Here is a 19,468-nt window from a genome sequence, read left to right as displayed (position 1 = left end):
TCGATTCACTTATACTACAAACGAATTACAGGCGGAATATCTCCTTCTGGTAAAAAGTAAGCAAACACTGTAAATCCAATAATTGATATTGAAAATAATGTTATTACAATTCCAACTGGTAGTGTTAGAAAAATAGTATTCAAGCTACTCTTCATAGAGAAAGCAATTGAGTATATTCTTAGCAGAAGACTTATTATAGCAATAGCCACATAAACCACTACCGCATACCATGGATTGAGTTCCAATAAAACACCAGAAATAAATATATACAAAAATAACAGTTGTAGAAACATGCTGCTTCCCATGCTTACTAAGTCTTTCAATATACCCTTCCCCTAAACCACATGGTATATTATCTCAAAAAGAGAAGATAATAACCAATAAATCCATTAAAGAATGGGAGCTCTCTAAAGATGAAACGAAAAATATTTTCTCTCTTTGCACTAATCTGTTTAGCACTACCAATACAAGCTAGTGCATACACATTTCAATCACTACCAATTGCGTCAAAGTCTAAACAGTGGTATATCGAAATTGACAAATCTCATAACTCAAACAAACAAGCGGTGCAACCACAACACGGTGTATATGATACGTATAGTTTATTCGTAAAAAACATCGGTAATGATGTATCAAATGTATCAGTGGAAATACTTGATAACACACCTACATCTAAAGTTACCTTCAATCCTATTACATCAAATAACAACGTTTCAAAAAGTCATACAAGCTTTGACTACATGGTATTCCCATTAGACTTTAATAGCCATAATTTTAAAGTCGTCATTACTTGGGAAGAAAAAAATTTCTCTTACAACGGCCATCCAATAAATGAGAGTAAAAAAATGAAACAAACATTTGTGTTTAATGAAGAGTAAGCCCTAATTTGATTAGGGCTTACTCTTCATTTACAAAACCCGATTGAATTGCTTCTGTCAATTCTTTTGCAATATGTATTTTTGTAGCGTCTACACAAACTTTTTTGTCCCAAACATGTACAGAAGGCTCTTCATTAGACAAATGCTTAATTAAGATGAATCGATTATATGCCATTTTACTTTCTATAGGAGTCGCAATATACACCGTAAAATTCTTTGCTGCAAATACCTTTTCTCCCAAAACATATTTACAACCTAACTCACCTATTACTAAATCATGTAGGTTTTCTATAGTCATATACCATATCCCCTTTTTAGCCTACATAATCAATCGAACCGCCGAATACTTGGTACAGACAATGCCATTCCAATTGTTATGAGTACTAAAATAGCTAGCATTATAATTGTTATCTTTCCACCTATTACAGTAGCTAACCAGCCTACAACTACATACCCTAATGGTAATAAAGCAAATGAACCTAACATATCAAGACTTGCCACTCTTCCAAAAGCTTCTTCTGGTACAAGCTCTTGTAAACTTGTTTCCCAAATGAGCCCAAATATCATCATACCAAATCCTTCCATTGCCATTAAAGCTATTAAAGCAGGTGCCCAAGAAACGAAAGGCATAATTAATAGTACTATTCCACTTATTAACACACCACCATATGCTAGTAATCCCCTCTTCCGCCACTGCTGCCTCCCACCAAAAATTAGTGCTGCAATTACAGCTCCAGCACCAGAAGAAGCCATACCCAATCCATATACGTAAGCTTCAAAATGATGATGAACATTAAACAACCATGGAATTAATACAACGATAATTCCTGCATAACAAATATTTATGAAAGAAAAGACTAAAATTGTAATCCATAGCCACGGATGACTTTTTAGAACAAGAATCCCTTCCATAAAATCTTTTTTGTAATGGACTTTACTTCTTTCAAATTTCTGTACTTTATTAAACTTTATTTCTCTTAAAAATAATAAACATAAAAATGATAGCAAATATGTTACTGCATCCAATCCAAATCCTATTCCGGCAGATGCAACTGAAACGATCAATCCTCCAAGAGCCGGTCCAATTAGTCGTATACCTTGATTACTCATTTGCGTTAATGCATTAGCTGCATTTCGAATTTCCGGTACAAATACTTTTGCTCTTACAGCTGAATACGCCGGCTGAAATATACCTTCCATAAGTCCATATAATGCCACGAGTACATATAAAAGTGGAATTGTTAAAACGTCCATAAATATAAGTGTTGCAAATAACATCAATTTCACCCGGTCAATTCGATCCACGACTAATCCAGCAAACGGTAACGCAAGAATATTAGGAAGCATGTACATTGCCATAGTCATTCCCATTACAACTGTTGAACCAGTTAATGAATATACAACGACTGGCAGAATAACCATCGGTACCGAACTACCTAAAGTCGAAAGTAATTGCCCAAGCCATAAAAACTTAAAGTGTGGTGACACTTTAACTGGCAATAACAATTTACCGACATAACCTAAATTTTTCTCTGTTGGTATTTCTCCTTGCATATCTCTCCTCCTTTCAAATCAAGTTAATATCTAGGATTAAACACAGAAAATTCAAACTTCAATACTTTTAATTATATACGAAACTGTTAATCATCGGTAAAAATATAAAAAAGAAAATCATAATGAATCAACAAATATTACGTGTTGAATACAAATAAAAAAGGTGTTTTCATATATGAAAACACCTTTTTTATTTATAATTTTAAGTTCTTCTTCAATGTCCAATACTTTTCTTGAGCATTTTCAAATGAGAATTCTACCCAGCCATTTGGATCTTCACGATATACATTTACTTTTTTACCATTCTCTAATTTTCCAACTTCATTTTGTGTAACATTTGGTACACTCTTAATTGGATTGTTAAACGGGAATGGAACTTGATAGTAAGATCCTACTGATTGAACAGTAGCTTTCGCATCTTTCGCATAATCTTTATATGGAATTGCTTCACCTAATGCCTCTACATTTAATGTATTAGGGTTTTTCGGCAATCGGTTTACATTTTGATAATCTTTGTTATTGAAAGGCTTAATACGTTCCATAATATTGGCGATTTTGCCAGCCCATTCTTTGTCAGTTGAATACATTACATTCATCGCAGGTAATGTGTAACCGTTGAAATACTTAGCACCTTGTTCTAAGTAATTCTTTCTCACATAATCAGCATTGTATGAAATACTTAATCCATAAGATGGTAAATATTTTGCATGTGCGAATGGGTCCCAATCATACGCTCGTAGTCCAAATAAATTATGTTTACGATATGCAATTTCTGATTTCCCGTATCCAGACTCTAAGATTGCATGTGCTGCTAAATATAAAGAGTTCACGCCATACTCGTTTTGCGCTTTAATAAAGTCTTGCCCAACTCCAACAAGCGGACTATCAAGATGATATCTTTTAATATAATTATCAATCTCTTGAGGTGTTACATTAGAAGGTAATGTTACATCTAAATCGATATATGATGCCATGGCATTATATAAAAATTGCGCATATTCTTCACGTGTTAAAACACTAGTTGGATTAAATGCACCTGCGCCATTACCTGCAGCAACGCCGTTAGACTCTAATGCACTAATCGCATCATTTGCCCAATGATTTTTCGGAACATCATTAAATGTATGATTAGCTTTTACTTTTAGTTTAAAAGCTTTCTGTAAAATTACAGCCATTTCAGCACGAGTTAAAGATTCTTTCGGTCTAAATGTTCCTTTACCGTCACCTACGAAAATCCCCATATCTGTTAAAGCTAAAATTTCTTTTTGGAACATTGTTGTCCCTTCGCTAATATCAGAGTATGGATTTTTATACTCGCTTTTCGCTTCTGGTTTTAATGCACGATATATTAATGCGGCTACTTGCTCACGATTTACAATATCCCCAAATCCAAACTTACCATTATCATATCCTGCAATAATTTCTTTTGACGTTAAATTAGTAATTGCCTTATATGACCAATGACCTTTCGGAACGTCTGGAAATTCCTTTTCAGCTGCAAATGAAGTTGCTGGAGCCATCACTACTTGAAGTGCGACTGTCACTGCTAACACATTAGAAATAATTTTTTTCATATTTTTTAACACGTTATGTATATGCTTGTCCCGTGTTAACTTGCCTCCCTTTATAATAAAATTTTCCCTATTAAACTAACAAACTCTTAATTTAATTAGTCAACAGTACAAGTATACGTGATAAAAATAAACTAATCTACCATTATTTTATTTATAATCAGCATAATACGATATATCTTTTTATTTCGATACAAAATTATATAAACACATATAAAAAGCCCATCTCTATATAGACGATGGGCTTAACAAACGATGTTTTTTATTTAGCTAAACGATACTTTGAAACATTGAAACCTTTCCACTCATAATAATCTAAAATACCAGCATAAACTGCCTCTGCAGCAATTTGTCTTCCTGACTCAGTAGCTAATTTCCCATTATCTATATTGTTATCTATAAAGGCAAGCTCTGTTAAAACTGCTGGTACTGTATTTTTATTTACTACATAAAATGAATGATTGTCTTTTATATCTCTATCTCTTGTATGTAGTGCTTCTACTACTCGGTTTTGAATTTTTTGTGCTAATACTTTGCTATCCTTTTCAAGCTGTGTCTCTTCCCCAGACTTGGATTTTTTATAATAATATGTTTCCGTTCCATGACCATCATGATTTTCAGAAGCATTTGCATGAATGCTTACAAATATATCTGCATTGTTCTCTTGACCAAATTTCACTCGATTCACAAGAGACTCATTCCTGTTACTTCCTGGATTTCCGTTCTCTTCACGTGTTAACAAAGCTTTTAAAGGTGTATTTTTTTCTAACAATTGCTGTAATCTTAAAGATATATCAAATACAATTTCACTTTCCTTTACACCTTGCCCTGGATTCCCTGGATCAAATCCTCCATGGCCAGGATCAATAATAACTACCTTTTCCACTAATGGATTTCCAACTTGAATTGAGTCAGCCTTTGTAATAAATTGAGCTGCTTCTGCTTTAGTTAGAGTTTTTTCAGGCTCCCATTTGTTACCAGTACCAACAGAAATCCCTAATTCAACTAGGATGTTAGCTTTTGCTTTACCCCAGCTTTTTTCTAAATCACTGAATTTAGTTGCTGGAGTACCGTTTACTTTAGAATCTAATTTGTAAGCTTCTACAAGTAGAGATGCCATTGAAACGCGATCGATTTTTCCGTCTGGATCGAATGTGCCGTTATCTTTACCTTTAACAACGCCAGCTTTTTCTACAGCTGCGATGATTGGAGTAGCCCAGTGTTTTTGAGCATCAGCGTAAGATGGTTTAGCACCTGAATCGATTGGTAAGTTTAAGATTTTAGCCATCATTGTAGCTGCTTCTGCACGAGTGATTTCTTTTTCAGGCTCGAACATTCCTGCACCATTACCCTTAACTGCACCTTTTTCTACTAAATAGTTAATAGAATCTTCTGCCCAGTGTTTAGCTGGGACATCTGGAAATGTTTTTGTTTGTGCGAAACTACTAGATGAATAAGATAATATACTAGCTGCAATTACTCCTGCTGCAATTATTCTATTTTTCATAGAATATATTCCCCTCTCAAGTACAATGTTTTATGTAACAGAGTAATTATAGTTCTGAAAATTAGTAATAGTCAATTTTATTTTGTATAATTTTGTCTTATTATTGTATTTTTTGGAACAAATAACTATAGTTACACTATAAGAGACTCATTTTATCCCGCATTAACGGGCAGTAAGACCCCCACCTCAAAATTCAGCAAAAGCAAAGAAGTTAGGTGGGGGTCGGGCTGCCCGTAAAAGCCCGATTGGTGAGGGCTGATAATCAGTGGGAGATGAAGAACCCCCCACTGATTAAAGTTTCACTTTATAAGAGGAGAGATTCGTATGAGCAAGAATTGGAAAGATATAGAACACCGCATTTATACAATGTGTATGATTCAGTGGAATAATGAAGTATTGCTAATACAGCGCCCCGATCATCTAGGCTTCCCTGGTTACATCGCTCCTGGTGGTAAAGTAGATTTCCCAGAAAGTATCGTTCAAGCTACTAAACGAGAAGTAAAAGAAGAAACTGGATTACTTGTTTCAAATTTAACTTTTAAGGGATTAGATGAATACGTAAATCCGAAAGAAAATGTTCGATATATGGTATTTAATTATTGGACAGATTCATTTGAAGGTGAACTCCTTTTGAATCCTCCTGAAGGCGAATTATTATGGGTACCAATCGATACAGCACTAAATCTTCCTATGCAAGATTGGTTTAAAGAAAGATTCCCATTATTTTTTGAAAAAGGTACGTTTGAAATTCAACGTGTTTGGGACCAAGACTTAGATAAACAAGTTGCTATGACAATTACCCATACATAAAAAAGCTTGGAATCTCTCCAAGCTTTTCTTACTTCTCTTCTATTTTCTTAATCTCATAATCAATTTCTAAAAACTTAACTCCGAATATCCACATTCGATGGTTAGCTGTTAATATTTGATCCTTGCCCTCTTTAATCATAAAAGTCTCTGCTAATGGTAAGCGTATTGTAAAGAAGCGAGTATGTAAGTATATCCCTTCATCTCCCTTACCATTTCTTCTCAGCTTACTAGTAATGATTAAATCATTACTCTTATTACATAATTTCAAAACTCCCGTCATATTCGAATATGGTAAAGGTAATCCAATATTCATATACGTCTCATTCTTATGTGTATGTTTTGAGTAAAGAGCTACAAAAATAGATTCTCCTGCTTCATTTTTTCTTAGCCAAGCCCTTACATTCTCTCTTCCATCCTTCTCATCTATTATCCCCATGATAGAGCCATGCATCGTTTCCCACTTGCCGTCCATTCCTAAATGTATTTGTCCTACACGCTTACTCATTTTTGCATAACAAAATGCAACCGGGTGGAACCAACGAGTCCATTTAATATGCGATTGTAACTGATACTCTTTTGTATTTTCATAAAAACGAATAATACTTAAAGGAATCTTCATCGCGTCAAATGCCTCACTATGAAAATCATTCATTTTATCAACTAAACCTTTGTATTCCTTGCTATCTATTAAATTTCTGTTATGTAAAAATGCTTCACCAACTGTCGCGGTTCCTCTTAACCTGCTCATTGGTTTCCCGTAATATTTATAATTCGGAGTACTCTTTTCAATCATCCAGCCAACAAATGCTGGTAACGCTACTCCAATTCCATTTACCACGCCGTGAATCCAGACCATTTGTGCAATTGTAATCGTCATTACTTGTTTGAAATTTCCGTATGAATATATGAGTGAAAACATTATTGTTACCATAAGTGCACTAGAAGAAAGAACTAAAAGTACCTTTGCACTTATAGCATTGAATTTCGTTTTCCATACGTAAATCCCATATCCATAAATGGCACATAAATATATGAATACTGCAAAGAATTCAAACGTCCTCGAATACGTAATTCCTATTGCAACCGTCATTGGAGAAATGACGATGATAAAAATAATAGCGTCATATAACTTACTTCCCCGTTCTCTTTTTCTTCCAAGTAAACCCGCTGATAACGGCAATAAAAATGCCGAGTAATGAAAGTGTGCAGCTGTGAGTAAAACAATGTCAGAACTAAAGTTCATAATTGAAAGTTTCGCTACAGAAGCAAAGAGCCAAAAGCCACCTAGAAACAAATAAATAAACGCACTATCTATAGCTGTTTCTTCTAGAGGCTTCCATCCTCTTTCTAGCAATCTACTTACACCAAATAACGCAACGATTCCTGTATATGCAAACCAAATTAGCGCAAAGAAATAGTGATTTGTTACGAAAGCTAGCATCGCACTAACTGCTGCGATTGGATATAAAAACGATACAAATTTATAAAATAATACATACGATCCATTTCTTTTTTTCTTGTCAATAATACAAAAAGACATCGGTATAAATAACAAAATAGATAACAATATAATTGCTTCAACAGGATTTACATTCGACCACTCGTATATTAGAAATATAATATAACAAGCAAGCCCAAATAGTATATTTTTCATCTCGTATATTTCCTTTCCACAAATGTCCCCTTATAGGAAAATAGTGAGCCAATTAACGGATTTCGTACTTGTACATGAATTCGAAAGCATTGTAGTATTTCATCATAACTTTCTACAATTTTCGCCTCTCCGTATAAAAATCTAGGTAACGGTATTTTTCTTTCAAACATAAAAAACCATTGTTTCTTTGAAGAAATATGCATCCCGCCCTTTTCATCAATATAAAAATTCAATGTAGAAACGAGTAAATGTGGCTCACCAAAATAATCTACAATTTCATTATTCTCTTCATCCAACTGCATAACAGCGTTAAAATATCTTTTCTTATTATGAAAATAAAAAGTACGATTCCACCGTACAAATTCTTTCCCCTGTTCATCTCGCTCAGCGGTATTATGTATCGTAAATGGCACCTTCTTTCCTCGCTCAGAGAAAAACATTCGAAACTTCGATGCAATTTTCAAAATCAATTTAACGAAAAAAGAGCCACCGTAAATTTCATCCATTTCCCCTTCTCCTGTAAAACTATTCTCTTCTGTAATCGCATATCGCTTCTGTAATTTTGGATGAAGATTTTTATAGGTATCTCCTAATAATCTCTCATAAATATTAACCATACATTTATCCCTTTCTCTTCCTCTTGCAATTTTTTGCGCTTGGCAAATTAGTGCAATTCATATAACCGACAATCGATAACCCTATTAAAAGAAGGTTTAATGTAATTGGATTAAATGGTTGCGTAAAACTAGCGATATTCGTCGATCCTGCCGCTAATGTTAAAACTATCAACAATATAATATGCAATATAAATAGTTTTCGCTTTTGAAGTGGCAATAGCCACATAACACCCCATATTATTTCTAAAAATCCAACTATTTTAAGTATAAAAATACTACTTTCATTCGATCCGATTAATGCAGAAAGCATCTTTACTTCTTCTGAATGAGTAAACATCAATTTTGGTACAATCCCTTGATATAACCATACGAAGGCAAATAAAAAGCAAACGAGCCAATACGTCATTGTTCTTCTAATTAGCAACTTAGGATGAAGTCCCTTTTCTAACCATAATTTTAAAGCATCAAAACTCCATGCTGTCGCCCAACCTAATAAAGGTCGAAAAACATATGAATCTATCGTATTTCCTATACGACCAAACCTTGTATCATAATCATATTGCGTCTCAAAATAAATATGTTCTTCATTCGGTGTATATTTCCAATAACCACGCCCCATTTGTATAAGTGATAATTGATTGTCTGTCCAAAATTTTAAAGAAGAAATGCGCTCTCCAGTTTCTTTTCTTACTTCACCTATCGATTCTCCTTCTCCAGCTATTTCAAGTCCGAAACCAATCTTCGTTTTATATAGAAACTTCTGCGGCTCCCCCTCTTTTTTCTCCAAATACGAGATTTCTGTAAAACGTGCATCCCACTCTGTATGTAGGTCTGGTTCTTGCGTATATTTCCATAATTTCTTCATTGTTGTTTTCATTTCTCTCGCTACATAAATAGGCTTTTTCTTGCCCATCCTTCCACCTCCTATGCCCTATATTTTTAATGTACATGCAACGAATTTATTTTGCTACACTTTTCACAAACTAACCCCCAAAAAAGATGGAATTTTTAAAAAATATATAAAACACTTGATTCCCTGAAAAATTTAAATTATTATAAAACAAATGTTACCAACAACTTCATAAATCAAACACTCTCGCCTAAAACGTGAGATAGAGGTTGCAACGCTTATAAGTATTCTAAAGGAGACACAGAGATGTCTATGAATTTAGAAGAAAGGAAGTGTTGCCGAAATTGATAAATTTCTCTGCATTTATCGATTGGGGCTGTTTTCGAATAGAAACAGAACTGTCATATGTACAGACGTGTACGTATGAAGAGCTATCTACAAAAAAGAGATATCATTTTTTATGATATTCCTTTTTTGGCGGTTTTTTTATTAGCTCCGTTTTCTGTTTCCCTTTTCCTGTAACAGCACCATCCTCACTTATTTGAGATGGTGTTTTTTGTTTTTCTCTCTGGTAACTACAGGAATATTGGGATTTGTATATGTCCTAACCTATTCTTAAAAATGGACGAAAGAAGGAATTCGTAATGGAAACGATTGTACAAAAGTTTGGCGGTACTTCTGTTGGAAGCGTCGAACGCATTCAGCATGTAGCAAATTTAATTATTGAAGAATATGAACGAGGACATAGCATTGTCTCTGTCGTTTCAGCAATGGGAAAAAGTACAGATGAACTTGTCGCACTGGCTAACGCTATTACTGAAAACCCAAGTAAACGTGAAATGGATATGCTTCTATCAACAGGAGAGCAAGTGACTATTTCATTATTAACGATGGCACTACAAGCAAAAGGTTATAATGCGATTTCATTAACAGGATGGCAAGCTGGTATTACGACAGAATCTGTACATAGTAGTGCACGGATTACTGACATTCATACAAATCGAATTCAATCTTATCTTACTGAAGGTACGATTGTTATTGTAGCTGGCTTCCAAGGAATCAGTGAAAACCATGAAATTACAACGCTTGGCCGCGGTGGTTCTGATACAACTGCTGTTGCATTAGCCGCTGCACTGAAAGCAAAAAAATGTGATATTTACACGGATGTGACCGGCGTATATTCGACGGACCCACGAGTTGTAAAAAATGCTTATAAATTAGATGAAATTTCTTATGACGAAATGTTAGAACTTGCAAACCTCGGTGCTGGTGTATTACACCCGCGTGCTGTTGAGTTTGCTAAAAATCACAATGTCATTTTAGAAGTTCGCTCAAGTATGGAACAAGAAAACGGAACAATTGTAAAAGGAGAATGTAACATGGAACAACAATCAATCGTTAAAGGTATTGCATTTGAAGATAATATTACACGCGTCACAATGAAAGGATTAGAACAAGGTGCACTCTCAACAGTCTTCTCTACATTAGCAGCGGCACATATTAATGTAGATATCATCATTCAAAGTATTACAAATGAAGGAACTGTTCACCTCTCCTTCTCAATCCATTCTAATGATTTAAAAGAAACATTAGAGGTATTGGAACAAAATCAAGAAACACTTCACTATGAATCTGTAGAATATGAAAATCATTTAGCAAAAGTATCCATTGTAGGATCTGGTATGGTCTCTAATCCAGGTGTTGCTGCAAATATGTTTACTACTTTAAAAGAAGAAGATATTCATATTAAAATGGTAAGTACATCAGAAATTAAAGTGTCTGTCGTTATTGACCGCCTTCATTTAGTAACAAGTGTTGAAGCACTACATCAATCATTTATGGCAAAAATTGAACCTTTAGTGCAAATGAGCTAATTTCCGCCGGTAAAACTTACAACAAATTATATGAATCTATTTCCTTCCTATATAAATAGAAAGCTGTTTGCATTGTATAGAGTAACAAGAAAGTTATTTACGTTAAAATAAAGTCGTTTACAACAATCGGGCCATTTAATGGCGTACAGGATAGGAATATTTTGTGGGGAAGTCGAAGTTATTTTATCGAATAGCAACTACAGTATCAAGTTCTTGAAACTACTTGAACATGATAGCATTCACGAAATAAAGTTCGCGCACATTTCAATAGTAGATGTTTTACGAAGTGTTGTTCGTTAACAAGATGGTATATACTATACCCGAAAACACCTTGTCACTTTTTCCTACACTGTGACAAGGTATTTTTGCTTAGAAGGAATTTGTAACTTTTTAATAGTATAATTATGAGAATGATCAAATAATATATTTTTACACATAAGGAGATAAAGACAATGACAAAAAACAAATTACTAAGAATGGACAATGTCAGCATCGTTGTAGAATCCCTTGATGACGCAATCTCTTTCTTCGAGGAGATTGGCTTGAACCTCGAAGGGCGAGCCACTGTCGAAGGTGAATGGGCTGGTCGCGTAACAGGACTCGGTTCTCAGTGCGTAGAGATTGCTATGATGGTTACGCCAGATGGCCACAGTCGAATTGAACTTTCGCGATTCCTCACCCCACCTACTATAGCGGATCATCGGACAGCTCCTGTAAACGCCCTCGGTTATCTGCGCGTCATGTTCACCGTTGAAGACATTGGCGAAATGGTATCCAGACTTACTAAGCATGGTGCTCAGCTCGTTGGCGAAGTAGTTCAGTACGAGGGCTCGTATCGACTCTGCTACATTCGTGGAACCGAAGGAATTTTAATCGGTTTAGCGGAAGAACTCGGTAACAAATAAGTAAGTAATGTTTTATAAAAAGTCTTTACTGAAATATACAGTACTGAAGTAAAAATATTTGAAGAAAATTCTTATTCAATAAAACTTAGATTTTCAACCCCGTCCTAACTTTAGAACGGGGCTATGCTCGTTTGAGCTTTTAAAATTAAATAACTTTATTAGCATTTTACACATAGATTTCAAGACTCTATACAAACAGCTTTTTAACACATTCTCTATATCCGAAAATCATTATAAAACAATCGGATTATTTACAATACCCTTTCCCAGGAAATATAACGGCCTCTTCTCACTTCTTATCATATATATTTTTCCCTTTAAATAACGAGCGAAATTCATTCAAAATAACTTTCTTCACGTCAGAATAAAAGACCATCATAAAAAGTGCAATTCCTAATAAAATCTCTTGAATTCCTTCATAATCAATGAAAGCACTCATAATTAGCAAACCAAATCCAATATAAAAGCCAAACTCATTCTCTTTCTCAAAATCCTCATTTTCTTCATCAATATGTATTTTCTCTTTAAAGTTTTGATTCCCTTTTATTAATTCATCGAGCGTAACATTGTACATTTCGCTCAGTAAAATTAAATTATCAATATCCGGACAGCTTTTATCATATTCCCATTTCCCCCGCTTTAACAGGCACTAAATCCCATCGGAGCTTTTAAATATATCAAGGTAGCCAGATGGGATTAACTGCCTATAAAAGCCCGATTGGTTCAACTAATAATCAGTGGGATAAATCGCCCCACTGATTAAAGTTTCACTTTATAAACCGCTTGCCTTGTCACACCAATCTTTTTAGCGACATCTTCCTGCGAAAACCCTTTTGACTCTCGTAATCTTTTAAGTTGTTCTCCTAAGCCCATAACGTCCCCTCCTTTAACAAATTATTACATAACAAGATATAGAAAAGAAAGAAACCATTCGTTTACATAATAAAAAAGGGAGAATAGCTCTTATTCCACAGCTACTCTCCCTCTCACTTATATTAAAACAGATGAATGTTTTCTTTCTTGCAAGCTTCACGTAAATCGTCAGGCCATACAGAAGATTGAACTTCACCGATATGTGCTTTACGTAAGAAGTACATACACATTCTTGATTGGCCGATACCACCACCAATTGTTAATGGTAGTACATCTTCTAAAATACCTTTATGGAAATCATACTCTCGTTTGAAGTCTTCTCCCGTTTTCGTTAACTGCTCATCAAGTGATTTACTATCAACACGAATTCCCATTGATGATAATTCGAATGAAGCTTGTAGTACTGGGTGCCAGAATAAAATGTCACCGTTTAATTTCCAATCATCATAATCGGATGCGCGTCCATCGTGCTTTTCACCTGAACGGAGTGCATCTCCAATTCCAATAATAAAGACTGCACCATGTTCTTTCGCAATTGCATGTTCGCGATCTTTCGGTGTTAATTCTGGATATTTATCTTCTAGTTCTTGAGAAGTAACGAAAACAATTTCTTCTGGCAAATACTTTCCAAGGAACGGATACTTTTCAAATAAGTGATCTTCCAATTCTTTGAATATTCCATAAATTGTTTGTACTGTTTTTTGTAAGTAATCGAAAGTACGCCATTCTTTTTGAACAATTTTTTCCCAATCCCATTGGTCAACATAAATGGAATGCGTTGCATCAAGTTCTTCATCACGACGAATCGCGTTCATGTTAGTATATAAACCTTCACCAGCTTCATATCCGTATTCATGTAATGCGAATCTTTTCCACTTCGCTAGTGAATGAACAATTTCTAATTCTTCTCCTGAATGTAACATATCAAATTCAATTGGACGTTCTACACCGTTTAAATGATCGTTTAATCCTGATTTTTTCGTTACGAATAATGGTGCAGATACGCGGAATAGTTCAAGGCGTTTTGCTAATTGATCCTCGAAAAATGTTTTAACTTCCTTAATTGCGATTTGAGTCTCTCTTACTGTCATTAATGATTGATACATGGTGGTTTCCTCCTAAAATGTTTGGATGTTGTGAAAAGAAGCCAACAAAAAAAGCCCTTCTTCCCCAAAAAACTGGGACGAAAGGCTTTGGTTCCGCGGTACCACCCAAATTAGCAACAGAGGTTGCTCACTTATACAGTACGGAGATGAAAAAATCTCGATACTGTTCTTCTTGTAACGGCGAAGTTCCCGGCTAAGTCTACTTTCCTATAAAGGATTTTGGTTAGCGACTCCAGGAGGTTCTTCATAATAGGCTTCGTATCAGGCTCACACCGTCCCTGACTCGCTTAAACTACATCCTACTACTACTCGTCCTTTCATAGTCGTTTTGTTGTCACATCTCTGAAACATTTTATTAATGATTATTCTATACAAAAAATAGAGAAAGTCAACAAAAAGTTTAAAAATATTTTTCAATTCTTTATTTTACGTCTTTACCGACTGTTCTTAATATAACATTTTTATTTCCTTTGTCTCTTCAATCCAAAAAATGTTTCACTAATTGAAACTAACATATATACAACAAGTAGTGTGATTGTTCGAAATATGGAATCCGCAGTATTTCTTATTATTTTCATTTTCTTTATAATTCCTTTCAGTTTACTCGCAATTTCATGGTATACTATAGCATTCAAGCAGTTTGTTTTTACTTAAAGCAAACATAGTCATTTATCGATAGTATTTTTCTAAAACATTGGCTATTATCAAATAAGATTTTTTATATTACGGAGTGATCATATGAGTAAAACGAAAGCAAAACCGAAAAAAGGTGTAGGACAAGGTACAGGAAGTAAAGGATGGAACCGTTGGCAATCAAGTGCGAAAAAGAAAGCTGCAAAACCATACAAAAGTAAAGGTACAAAGAAATAAAATAAATAGTGTCTTATCCCGCATTAACGGGCAGTAGGACTCCCACTAATTAAAGTTTCACTTTATCTCTTTACTTTTTACAAAACAAAATATAATTATTACAACAAAAAAGCTATGCTCTCATAAATTTGAAAGCATAGCTTTTTCCATATTAAATCATAAGAATATCTCGAATTTCTTCTTCCGTAATAGAGGATAATTTCTCTTCTCCTGGTTCAATAATTTCAGCGATTAAATTTTTCTTACTCTCTTGTAACTCGTGCATTTTTTCTTCAATTGTTCCATGTGCTACTAACTTAATCACTTGCACAGTATTTTTTTGTCCCATTCGATACGCTCTATCCGCTGCTTGTTGTTCAACAGCTGGATTCCACCATAAGTCGTACAATATAACTGTATCTGCACCTGTTAAATTTAGTCCTGTACCACCAGCCTTTAAAGAAATCAGGAATAAATCTCCTTCCCCCTCGTTAAACCGATTGCATAGCTCTACACGCTCTTGCGAAGGTGTACTCCCGTCTAAATAAAAGTATGGAATGGCTTGACGGTTTAATTCCCGTCCGATTATCGAAAGCATCTTCGTAAATTGAGAAAATATAAGAATTCTCTTCCCTGTACTTCTGCATTCCTCCAAAATTTCTAGCAGCTGCTCAAATTTAGCTGAACTCCCTTTATAGTCATCAACAAACAATGCAGGATGATTACAAATTTGCCTTAACCTCGTTAAACCAGCTAATATTCTAATTTTATTTTTACGTAACGTATCTTTATCCAAATGTTTTAACGTTTCTTCTCTTAACTTCGCTAAATAAGCTGCGTAAAGCCTCTTTTGATCTGGTAAAAGTTCTGATGATTGTATGTGCTCAATTTTTTCTGGTAGCTCCTGTAATACATCTTCCTTTAACCTTCTCAACACGAATGGTTTTACCCGCTTCGCAATATCTTCACGTCTTAAATCACCAAACTCTCTTCTTCCTGGTAATAATTCTGGAAAGACGACATGGAAAATAGACCATAGCTCTTCCAATGAATTCTCTACAGGTGTTCCCGTTAATCCAAAACGGTACTCTGCTTGAATCGTTTTTACTGCCTTTGCAGTTTGCGTCGTGTGATTTTTAAACGCTTGTGCTTCATCAAGAAATAACGTATGGAATGGTATTGCATATAACCTTATATCTCTTCTTAGTAAAGGGTATGACGTAATGACAACATCAAATTTCGTTATATCTTTTACAATTTTTCGGCGCTCTTCTTGATTTCCATCGGCAATAACCGCTCTAATATGTGGAGCAAATTTTTTCAACTCGCTAAGCCAGTTGTAAACAAGGGAAGATGGAGAAACAACTAATATAGGCAGTTTCTTCTCTCGAATTTCCGGCAAAACAGAATCTATAAAAGCGATGCTTTGCAACGTTTTTCCTAGTCCCATATCGTCTGCTAAAATACCCCCAAAACGGTAATGTGCGAGTGTTTTCATCCACTGAAATCCGTATACTTGATAATCTCTCATTTCTGCATTTAACGTATTTGGCACAGCAAACTTTAATTTTTTCGGATTTTGAATATTTTCTACTAACTCTTGAACAGACTCATCTAAACTTAAAACATTTCCTTCTTGTAGTGAATTCATCCATTTCACACTACGAATAAGAGGGACGTCTATTTCTTCTCCCTTTAAAAACTCTTTTCGAATACTAGATTCTTTTATAAACTGATTAATGTCATTAAACTCTTTACTTTCAAGTGATAGTAGGGAACCACTTGCTAAACGATAATATTTTCGCTTCTCCTCAAGAGCAACTAATACCCCTTTAATTTCTGCCTCTGGAATACCTTTTATATCAAAGCGAAATGATAACCAATCAATTCTCTCTTTCCTTCTAACCCTTATAAGAGGAGCGGTGTCTCCTTTATGAATACGTAATTTGATTGCTGTCGTCGCATAAATATCAACTAAACCTTTTAACGTTGGAACAACATGATATAAAAAATTATACTCAGCTTCTTCATTATGCATAAAATAACCGCCTTCCGTTTTCGCAAAGGCACTTTCACGCATAATGTCTAAAATCTCTTTTTCCTTTTTCTCATCACGATTAAAAACAGACGGCTGTCCATCCTCTTCTAACGGATTAATCAGGACGTTTCCATAGTGAAATTCAAGACCTGCTAATAAGCGGTTTTTCACTCGATCTAAATATAATTTCGCTTTTAATGCGGGTGTTTCAACACGATCTGATACTACCTCATCTATTCGCACAGTTCCTAGCTTCATTAACCCTGGTACAACTTTTGCTACAAAGTGCTCCATCTTATCTGCTGGAATATACAATTGGTTACTACTAGAACGATTCATCATTTTTTGTAATTCGATAAGCCGCTTGCAATCCTCAGCGTTCAACTGATACAGTTTCCCTCCAAATAGAGCATAACTATACGTATCCATTACGTCTACTTGTTGTAAGCCGTCAATATAAAGTGTAAACCCACCGTTACTCCCTTTATTAAACTCAAAATGTAAAGGAAGTAGTCCTTTTGAAATTTGTAAACCGTGAAAAGATTGTCCATCTTGATTAAGTCTGACAAACTCAGCTTTAGAAAGGAAAGAAAGCATATCCATCCACGAAGCTGGCGGTATTAAAATCATGCTATCATCTTGTTTCGCATGTACTTCCAGTGTATCTTCATACATTTTTTCGTTATGATACATTTTAATAAGTTGCTGAATAATCGCATCCGTTTCTTGCCTAAAGCTATGTACATCTGGTGTGTATGTAAATTCATTGGAACAATTAAAAGGTTCTCTTTTCTCCACATTAGAAAGAAATTCTCTAATATGATTTACGAAATACGTTTTGGCAAGTTTCAACTGAATTCCTAGAAGTGCCCCGCCCTTTTTCGTAACTACTGGTGTACAAATAAATTCAACATGAAGTAATTCACGTGTATCAAAGCGGTGTTGTTTACTTTTTGGCCGCAGTGGTTTGTCTGCAAACAACTGAAACATCCCGCTTGTTAATTGTTCATTTCCGCTACTAATAGGCACCATTCCACCGGTTTGCTGATTATAATTTATTTGTATCAATACTGCCGCAACATGTTGACAGTATGTTTGAAAAGACGCTAACAAAGGACAACTACATTTCGCAACAACATCACCTTTTTTAGCTTTTTCTACTGTAACATGAAAATCTTCGTTCCCTTTTACCGTCGCCTCGCAAATTTCTTTATTTTCATCATAATGATTTATTATTACTTTATTTGATTTATAATAAGCTTCGCCTCTTTTATATGAGGTCTCTCCGCATACTTCTTTAATAATCGATTTGTTTAATACAAAACTCATTTTTTGACACTTCCTTAATTTAAAACCAGTTTCTCTTAACTAACATTTTACATGCTCTACGAGAAAATATAAAATGTAGATTTAATAAAAAAAGATGCTCGTATATAAGCACCTTTTTTCACTCTATCTCCATCAACCGTTTCGCCTCAAAATACAACACTTGAATAAATTTTTTCGTATTAATTCGCGTATGTCCAGAAGTTGCTACTTCTTCCTTTGTCATTTCTGTCATCCGTTTTCTAACTACAGTGAAATCAAAAAATTTCGGAGCATAACTTTCAAATTTTGGATTTGAAAAGTCTGTTAATCCAAGAGAAGCTAAGTGATTTAACGATTGATAAATCGCTCTACGTACCCTTTGTTCAGATGCTTTTCTCTCCTTATCTATATCTGCATCTGAAGCTATATTCTCTAATTTTCTTATAGTTATATGATGAAAGATATCTTTTAGCGCAGGAAATCCAAATTCAAACGTTTGCTCTTTTTCTTGCCCATATAAATATTCCAACATACTAAGTAAATCTTTACTTCCATTCTCTCCCGCGATACCGAGTTCTGATAATAAATAGCGTCCTGAATCCGTTATTTTTTTCCCTTCTTGCATTGGCTCATTTCGAACTTGCGGCTGTTCCCACTTGAAAACGTTATTCAATGATTTTTGAATATCATATATAGAGCGCTCTAAACGAATACGTTCCATCACTTTCCGTACAACAGATATAACCTCAATTTTATTTAATGGTTTTGCAATATAATATTCCACACCAAGTGTATAGGCCTCACCTATAAGCTGCTTCGATTCAACTTGAGAAATCATAATAATTTTCCCAGTAAAAGAGGATGCGATATGGCGAACTGTTTCAATGCCGTCTCGCATTGGCATTAATAAATCAATAAATAAAATATCTACTTTTTTAAAATTTAGTTGATCTGCTTCAATAAAAGCTCCGTCTTCCGATTCTCCAATTACTTCCCCAAGATCGCCATCTTCAATAATTTGTGAAAGCATGGAGCGGAAAACTTCATCATCATCTACAATATAATAAAACAACT

Annotated in this window: 17 protein-coding genes, 1 pseudogene, 1 riboswitch and 1 other annotated feature; of the genes and pseudogenes, 5 read left to right on the top strand and 13 right to left on the bottom strand. The window is 34.7% G+C overall.

Annotation, left to right across the window (positions count from 1 at the left end; all coding sequences use genetic code 11):
* Positions 1–14 precede the first annotated feature (14 nt).
* Positions 15–323 carry an alpha/beta hydrolase gene (locus tag MRBLBA3_RS12440; protein WP_363381486.1) on the bottom strand — a complete coding sequence of 103 codons (309 nt, stop codon included), beginning with the start codon at positions 321–323 and terminating at the stop codon, positions 15–17.
* A 90-nt stretch (positions 324–413) separates the two neighbouring features.
* Between MRBLBA3_RS12440 and MRBLBA3_RS12435 the strand changes: the two genes are divergently transcribed.
* A complete protein-coding gene (locus tag MRBLBA3_RS12435; protein WP_363381484.1) occupies positions 414–878 on the top strand; it encodes a hypothetical protein in 465 nt (154 codons plus the stop codon).
* A 19-nt stretch (positions 879–897) separates the two neighbouring features.
* Here the strand turns inward: MRBLBA3_RS12435 and MRBLBA3_RS12430 are convergent, their stop codons facing one another.
* From MRBLBA3_RS12430 to MRBLBA3_RS12415, 4 genes are all read right to left on the bottom strand, one after another.
* Positions 898–1,176: a hypothetical protein gene (locus MRBLBA3_RS12430; protein WP_363381482.1), complete on the bottom strand. Its 279-nt coding sequence runs from the start codon at positions 1,174–1,176 to the stop codon at positions 898–900.
* Between the two features lie 29 nt (positions 1,177–1,205).
* Positions 1,206–2,432 (bottom strand): MFS transporter, encoded by a 1,227-nt coding sequence (locus MRBLBA3_RS12425; protein ID WP_363381480.1) that lies wholly within the window; start codon positions 2,430–2,432, stop codon positions 1,206–1,208.
* Positions 2,433–2,626: 194 nt separating this feature from the next.
* Complete coding sequence (locus tag MRBLBA3_RS12420) at positions 2,627–4,006, bottom strand: S-layer homology domain-containing protein (RefSeq protein ID WP_363381478.1); 1,380 nt, start codon at positions 4,004–4,006, stop codon at positions 2,627–2,629.
* A 259-nt stretch (positions 4,007–4,265) separates the two neighbouring features.
* Positions 4,266–5,510: an N-acetylmuramoyl-L-alanine amidase gene (locus MRBLBA3_RS12415; RefSeq protein ID WP_363381476.1), complete on the bottom strand. Its 1,245-nt coding sequence runs from the start codon at positions 5,508–5,510 to the stop codon at positions 4,266–4,268.
* A gap of 324 nt (positions 5,511–5,834) precedes the next feature.
* Between MRBLBA3_RS12415 and MRBLBA3_RS12410 the strand changes: the two genes are divergently transcribed.
* On the top strand, positions 5,835–6,320 hold the full coding sequence (locus tag MRBLBA3_RS12410) for an 8-oxo-dGTP diphosphatase (RefSeq protein WP_363381474.1): 486 nt from the start codon (positions 5,835–5,837) through the stop codon (positions 6,318–6,320).
* Between the two features lie 28 nt (positions 6,321–6,348).
* On the opposite strand, the gene MRBLBA3_RS12405 is transcribed toward MRBLBA3_RS12410, so the two are convergent.
* Genes MRBLBA3_RS12405 through MRBLBA3_RS12395 form a run of 3 tightly spaced genes read right to left on the bottom strand, consistent with a single transcriptional unit; the run spans position 6,349 to position 9,504 of the window.
* Entirely contained in the window at positions 6,349–7,974 is a 1,626-nt protein-coding gene (locus MRBLBA3_RS12405; RefSeq protein WP_363381472.1) for a YndJ family protein, read from the bottom strand.
* Positions 7,971–8,591 (bottom strand): DUF4166 domain-containing protein, encoded by a 621-nt coding sequence (locus tag MRBLBA3_RS12400; protein ID WP_363381470.1) that lies wholly within the window; start codon positions 8,589–8,591, stop codon positions 7,971–7,973. Before MRBLBA3_RS12400 ends, MRBLBA3_RS12405 begins: the two co-directional genes overlap by 4 nt.
* A gap of 4 nt (positions 8,592–8,595) precedes the next feature.
* Positions 8,596–9,504, bottom strand: coding sequence for a DoxX-like family protein (locus tag MRBLBA3_RS12395; RefSeq protein WP_363381468.1), 909 nt, complete (start codon positions 9,502–9,504; stop codon positions 8,596–8,598).
* A 192-nt stretch (positions 9,505–9,696) separates the two neighbouring features.
* A riboswitch (Lysine riboswitch) is annotated at positions 9,697–9,883 on the top strand.
* Between the two features lie 202 nt (positions 9,884–10,085).
* On the opposite strand from MRBLBA3_RS12395, the gene MRBLBA3_RS12390 reads away from it, so the two are divergent.
* Together MRBLBA3_RS12390 and MRBLBA3_RS12385 are read left to right on the top strand one after the other, a co-directional pair.
* The gene (locus MRBLBA3_RS12390; RefSeq protein WP_363381466.1) at positions 10,086–11,315 is read left to right on the top strand and encodes an aspartate kinase; all 1,230 of its coding nucleotides are present in this window, start codon (positions 10,086–10,088) and stop codon (positions 11,313–11,315) included.
* A gap of 452 nt (positions 11,316–11,767) precedes the next feature.
* A complete protein-coding gene (locus tag MRBLBA3_RS12385) occupies positions 11,768–12,220 on the top strand; it encodes a VOC family protein (protein ID WP_363381464.1) in 453 nt (150 codons plus the stop codon).
* A 289-nt stretch (positions 12,221–12,509) separates the two neighbouring features.
* Here MRBLBA3_RS12385 and MRBLBA3_RS12380 read toward each other — a convergent pair.
* The 3 genes and pseudogenes from MRBLBA3_RS12380 to asnA all read right to left on the bottom strand — a co-directional run.
* Positions 12,510–12,851 (bottom strand): annotated as a pseudogene (locus MRBLBA3_RS12380) (XRE family transcriptional regulator); the annotation flags it as partial.
* 128 nt (positions 12,852–12,979) lie between these two features.
* Complete coding sequence (locus MRBLBA3_RS12375) at positions 12,980–13,093, bottom strand: helix-turn-helix transcriptional regulator (RefSeq protein WP_414646009.1); 114 nt, start codon at positions 13,091–13,093, stop codon at positions 12,980–12,982.
* A 122-nt stretch (positions 13,094–13,215) separates the two neighbouring features.
* On the bottom strand, positions 13,216–14,199 hold the full coding sequence (asnA, locus tag MRBLBA3_RS12370) for an aspartate--ammonia ligase (RefSeq protein WP_000284895.1): 984 nt from the start codon (positions 14,197–14,199) through the stop codon (positions 13,216–13,218).
* A gap of 70 nt (positions 14,200–14,269) precedes the next feature.
* Positions 14,270–14,529 (bottom strand) — a binding site (T-box leader).
* Between the two features lie 408 nt (positions 14,530–14,937).
* On the opposite strand from asnA, the gene MRBLBA3_RS12365 reads away from it, so the two are divergent.
* The gene (locus MRBLBA3_RS12365; protein ID WP_000047589.1) at positions 14,938–15,069 is read left to right on the top strand and encodes a DUF3934 family protein; all 132 of its coding nucleotides are present in this window, start codon (positions 14,938–14,940) and stop codon (positions 15,067–15,069) included.
* A 151-nt stretch (positions 15,070–15,220) separates the two neighbouring features.
* Here the strand turns inward: MRBLBA3_RS12365 and MRBLBA3_RS12360 are convergent, their stop codons facing one another.
* Together MRBLBA3_RS12360 and MRBLBA3_RS12355 are read right to left on the bottom strand one after the other, a co-directional pair.
* Complete coding sequence (locus tag MRBLBA3_RS12360; protein ID WP_363381461.1) at positions 15,221–18,415, bottom strand: SNF2 helicase associated domain-containing protein; 3,195 nt, start codon at positions 18,413–18,415, stop codon at positions 15,221–15,223.
* 118 nt (positions 18,416–18,533) lie between these two features.
* Entirely contained in the window at positions 18,534–19,466 is a 933-nt protein-coding gene (locus MRBLBA3_RS12355; protein WP_363381459.1) for a response regulator, read from the bottom strand.
* Between the last annotated feature and the right edge of the window lie 2 nt (positions 19,467–19,468).

Origin of the sequence: Bacillus sp. LBA3-1-1.1 (assembly GCF_040676495.1) — a bacterium.
Taxonomy (GTDB): Bacteria; Bacillota; Bacilli; order Bacillales; family Bacillaceae_G; genus Bacillus_A; species Bacillus_A nitratireducens.
This window is presented reverse-complemented; position numbering and strand designations above follow the sequence as displayed.

Coding starts and splice junctions, on each gene's coding strand:
- MRBLBA3_RS12435 (WP_363381484.1), top strand. CDS start 414: ATGAAACGAAAAATATTTTCTCTCTTTGCACTAATCTGTTTAGCACTA.
- MRBLBA3_RS12430 (WP_363381482.1), bottom strand. CDS start 1,176: ATGACTATAGAAAACCTACATGATTTAGTAATAGGTGAGTTAGGTTGT.
- MRBLBA3_RS12425 (WP_363381480.1), bottom strand. CDS start 2,432: ATGCAAGGAGAAATACCAACAGAGAAAAATTTAGGTTATGTCGGTAAA.
- MRBLBA3_RS12420 (WP_363381478.1), bottom strand. CDS start 4,006: ATGAAAAAAATTATTTCTAATGTGTTAGCAGTGACAGTCGCACTTCAA.
- MRBLBA3_RS12415 (WP_363381476.1), bottom strand. CDS start 5,510: ATGAAAAATAGAATAATTGCAGCAGGAGTAATTGCAGCTAGTATATTA.
- MRBLBA3_RS12410 (WP_363381474.1), top strand. CDS start 5,835: ATGAGCAAGAATTGGAAAGATATAGAACACCGCATTTATACAATGTGT.
- MRBLBA3_RS12405 (WP_363381472.1), bottom strand. CDS start 7,974: ATGAAAAATATACTATTTGGGCTTGCTTGTTATATTATATTTCTAATA.
- MRBLBA3_RS12400 (WP_363381470.1), bottom strand. CDS start 8,591: ATGGTTAATATTTATGAGAGATTATTAGGAGATACCTATAAAAATCTT.
- MRBLBA3_RS12395 (WP_363381468.1), bottom strand. CDS start 9,504: ATGGGCAAGAAAAAGCCTATTTATGTAGCGAGAGAAATGAAAACAACA.
- MRBLBA3_RS12390 (WP_363381466.1), top strand. CDS start 10,086: ATGGAAACGATTGTACAAAAGTTTGGCGGTACTTCTGTTGGAAGCGTC.
- MRBLBA3_RS12385 (WP_363381464.1), top strand. CDS start 11,768: ATGACAAAAAACAAATTACTAAGAATGGACAATGTCAGCATCGTTGTA.
- MRBLBA3_RS12375 (WP_414646009.1), bottom strand. CDS start 13,093: ATGGGCTTAGGAGAACAACTTAAAAGATTACGAGAGTCAAAAGGGTTT.
- asnA (WP_000284895.1), bottom strand. CDS start 14,199: ATGTATCAATCATTAATGACAGTAAGAGAGACTCAAATCGCAATTAAG.
- MRBLBA3_RS12365 (WP_000047589.1), top strand. CDS start 14,938: ATGAGTAAAACGAAAGCAAAACCGAAAAAAGGTGTAGGACAAGGTACA.
- MRBLBA3_RS12360 (WP_363381461.1), bottom strand. CDS start 18,415: ATGAGTTTTGTATTAAACAAATCGATTATTAAAGAAGTATGCGGAGAG.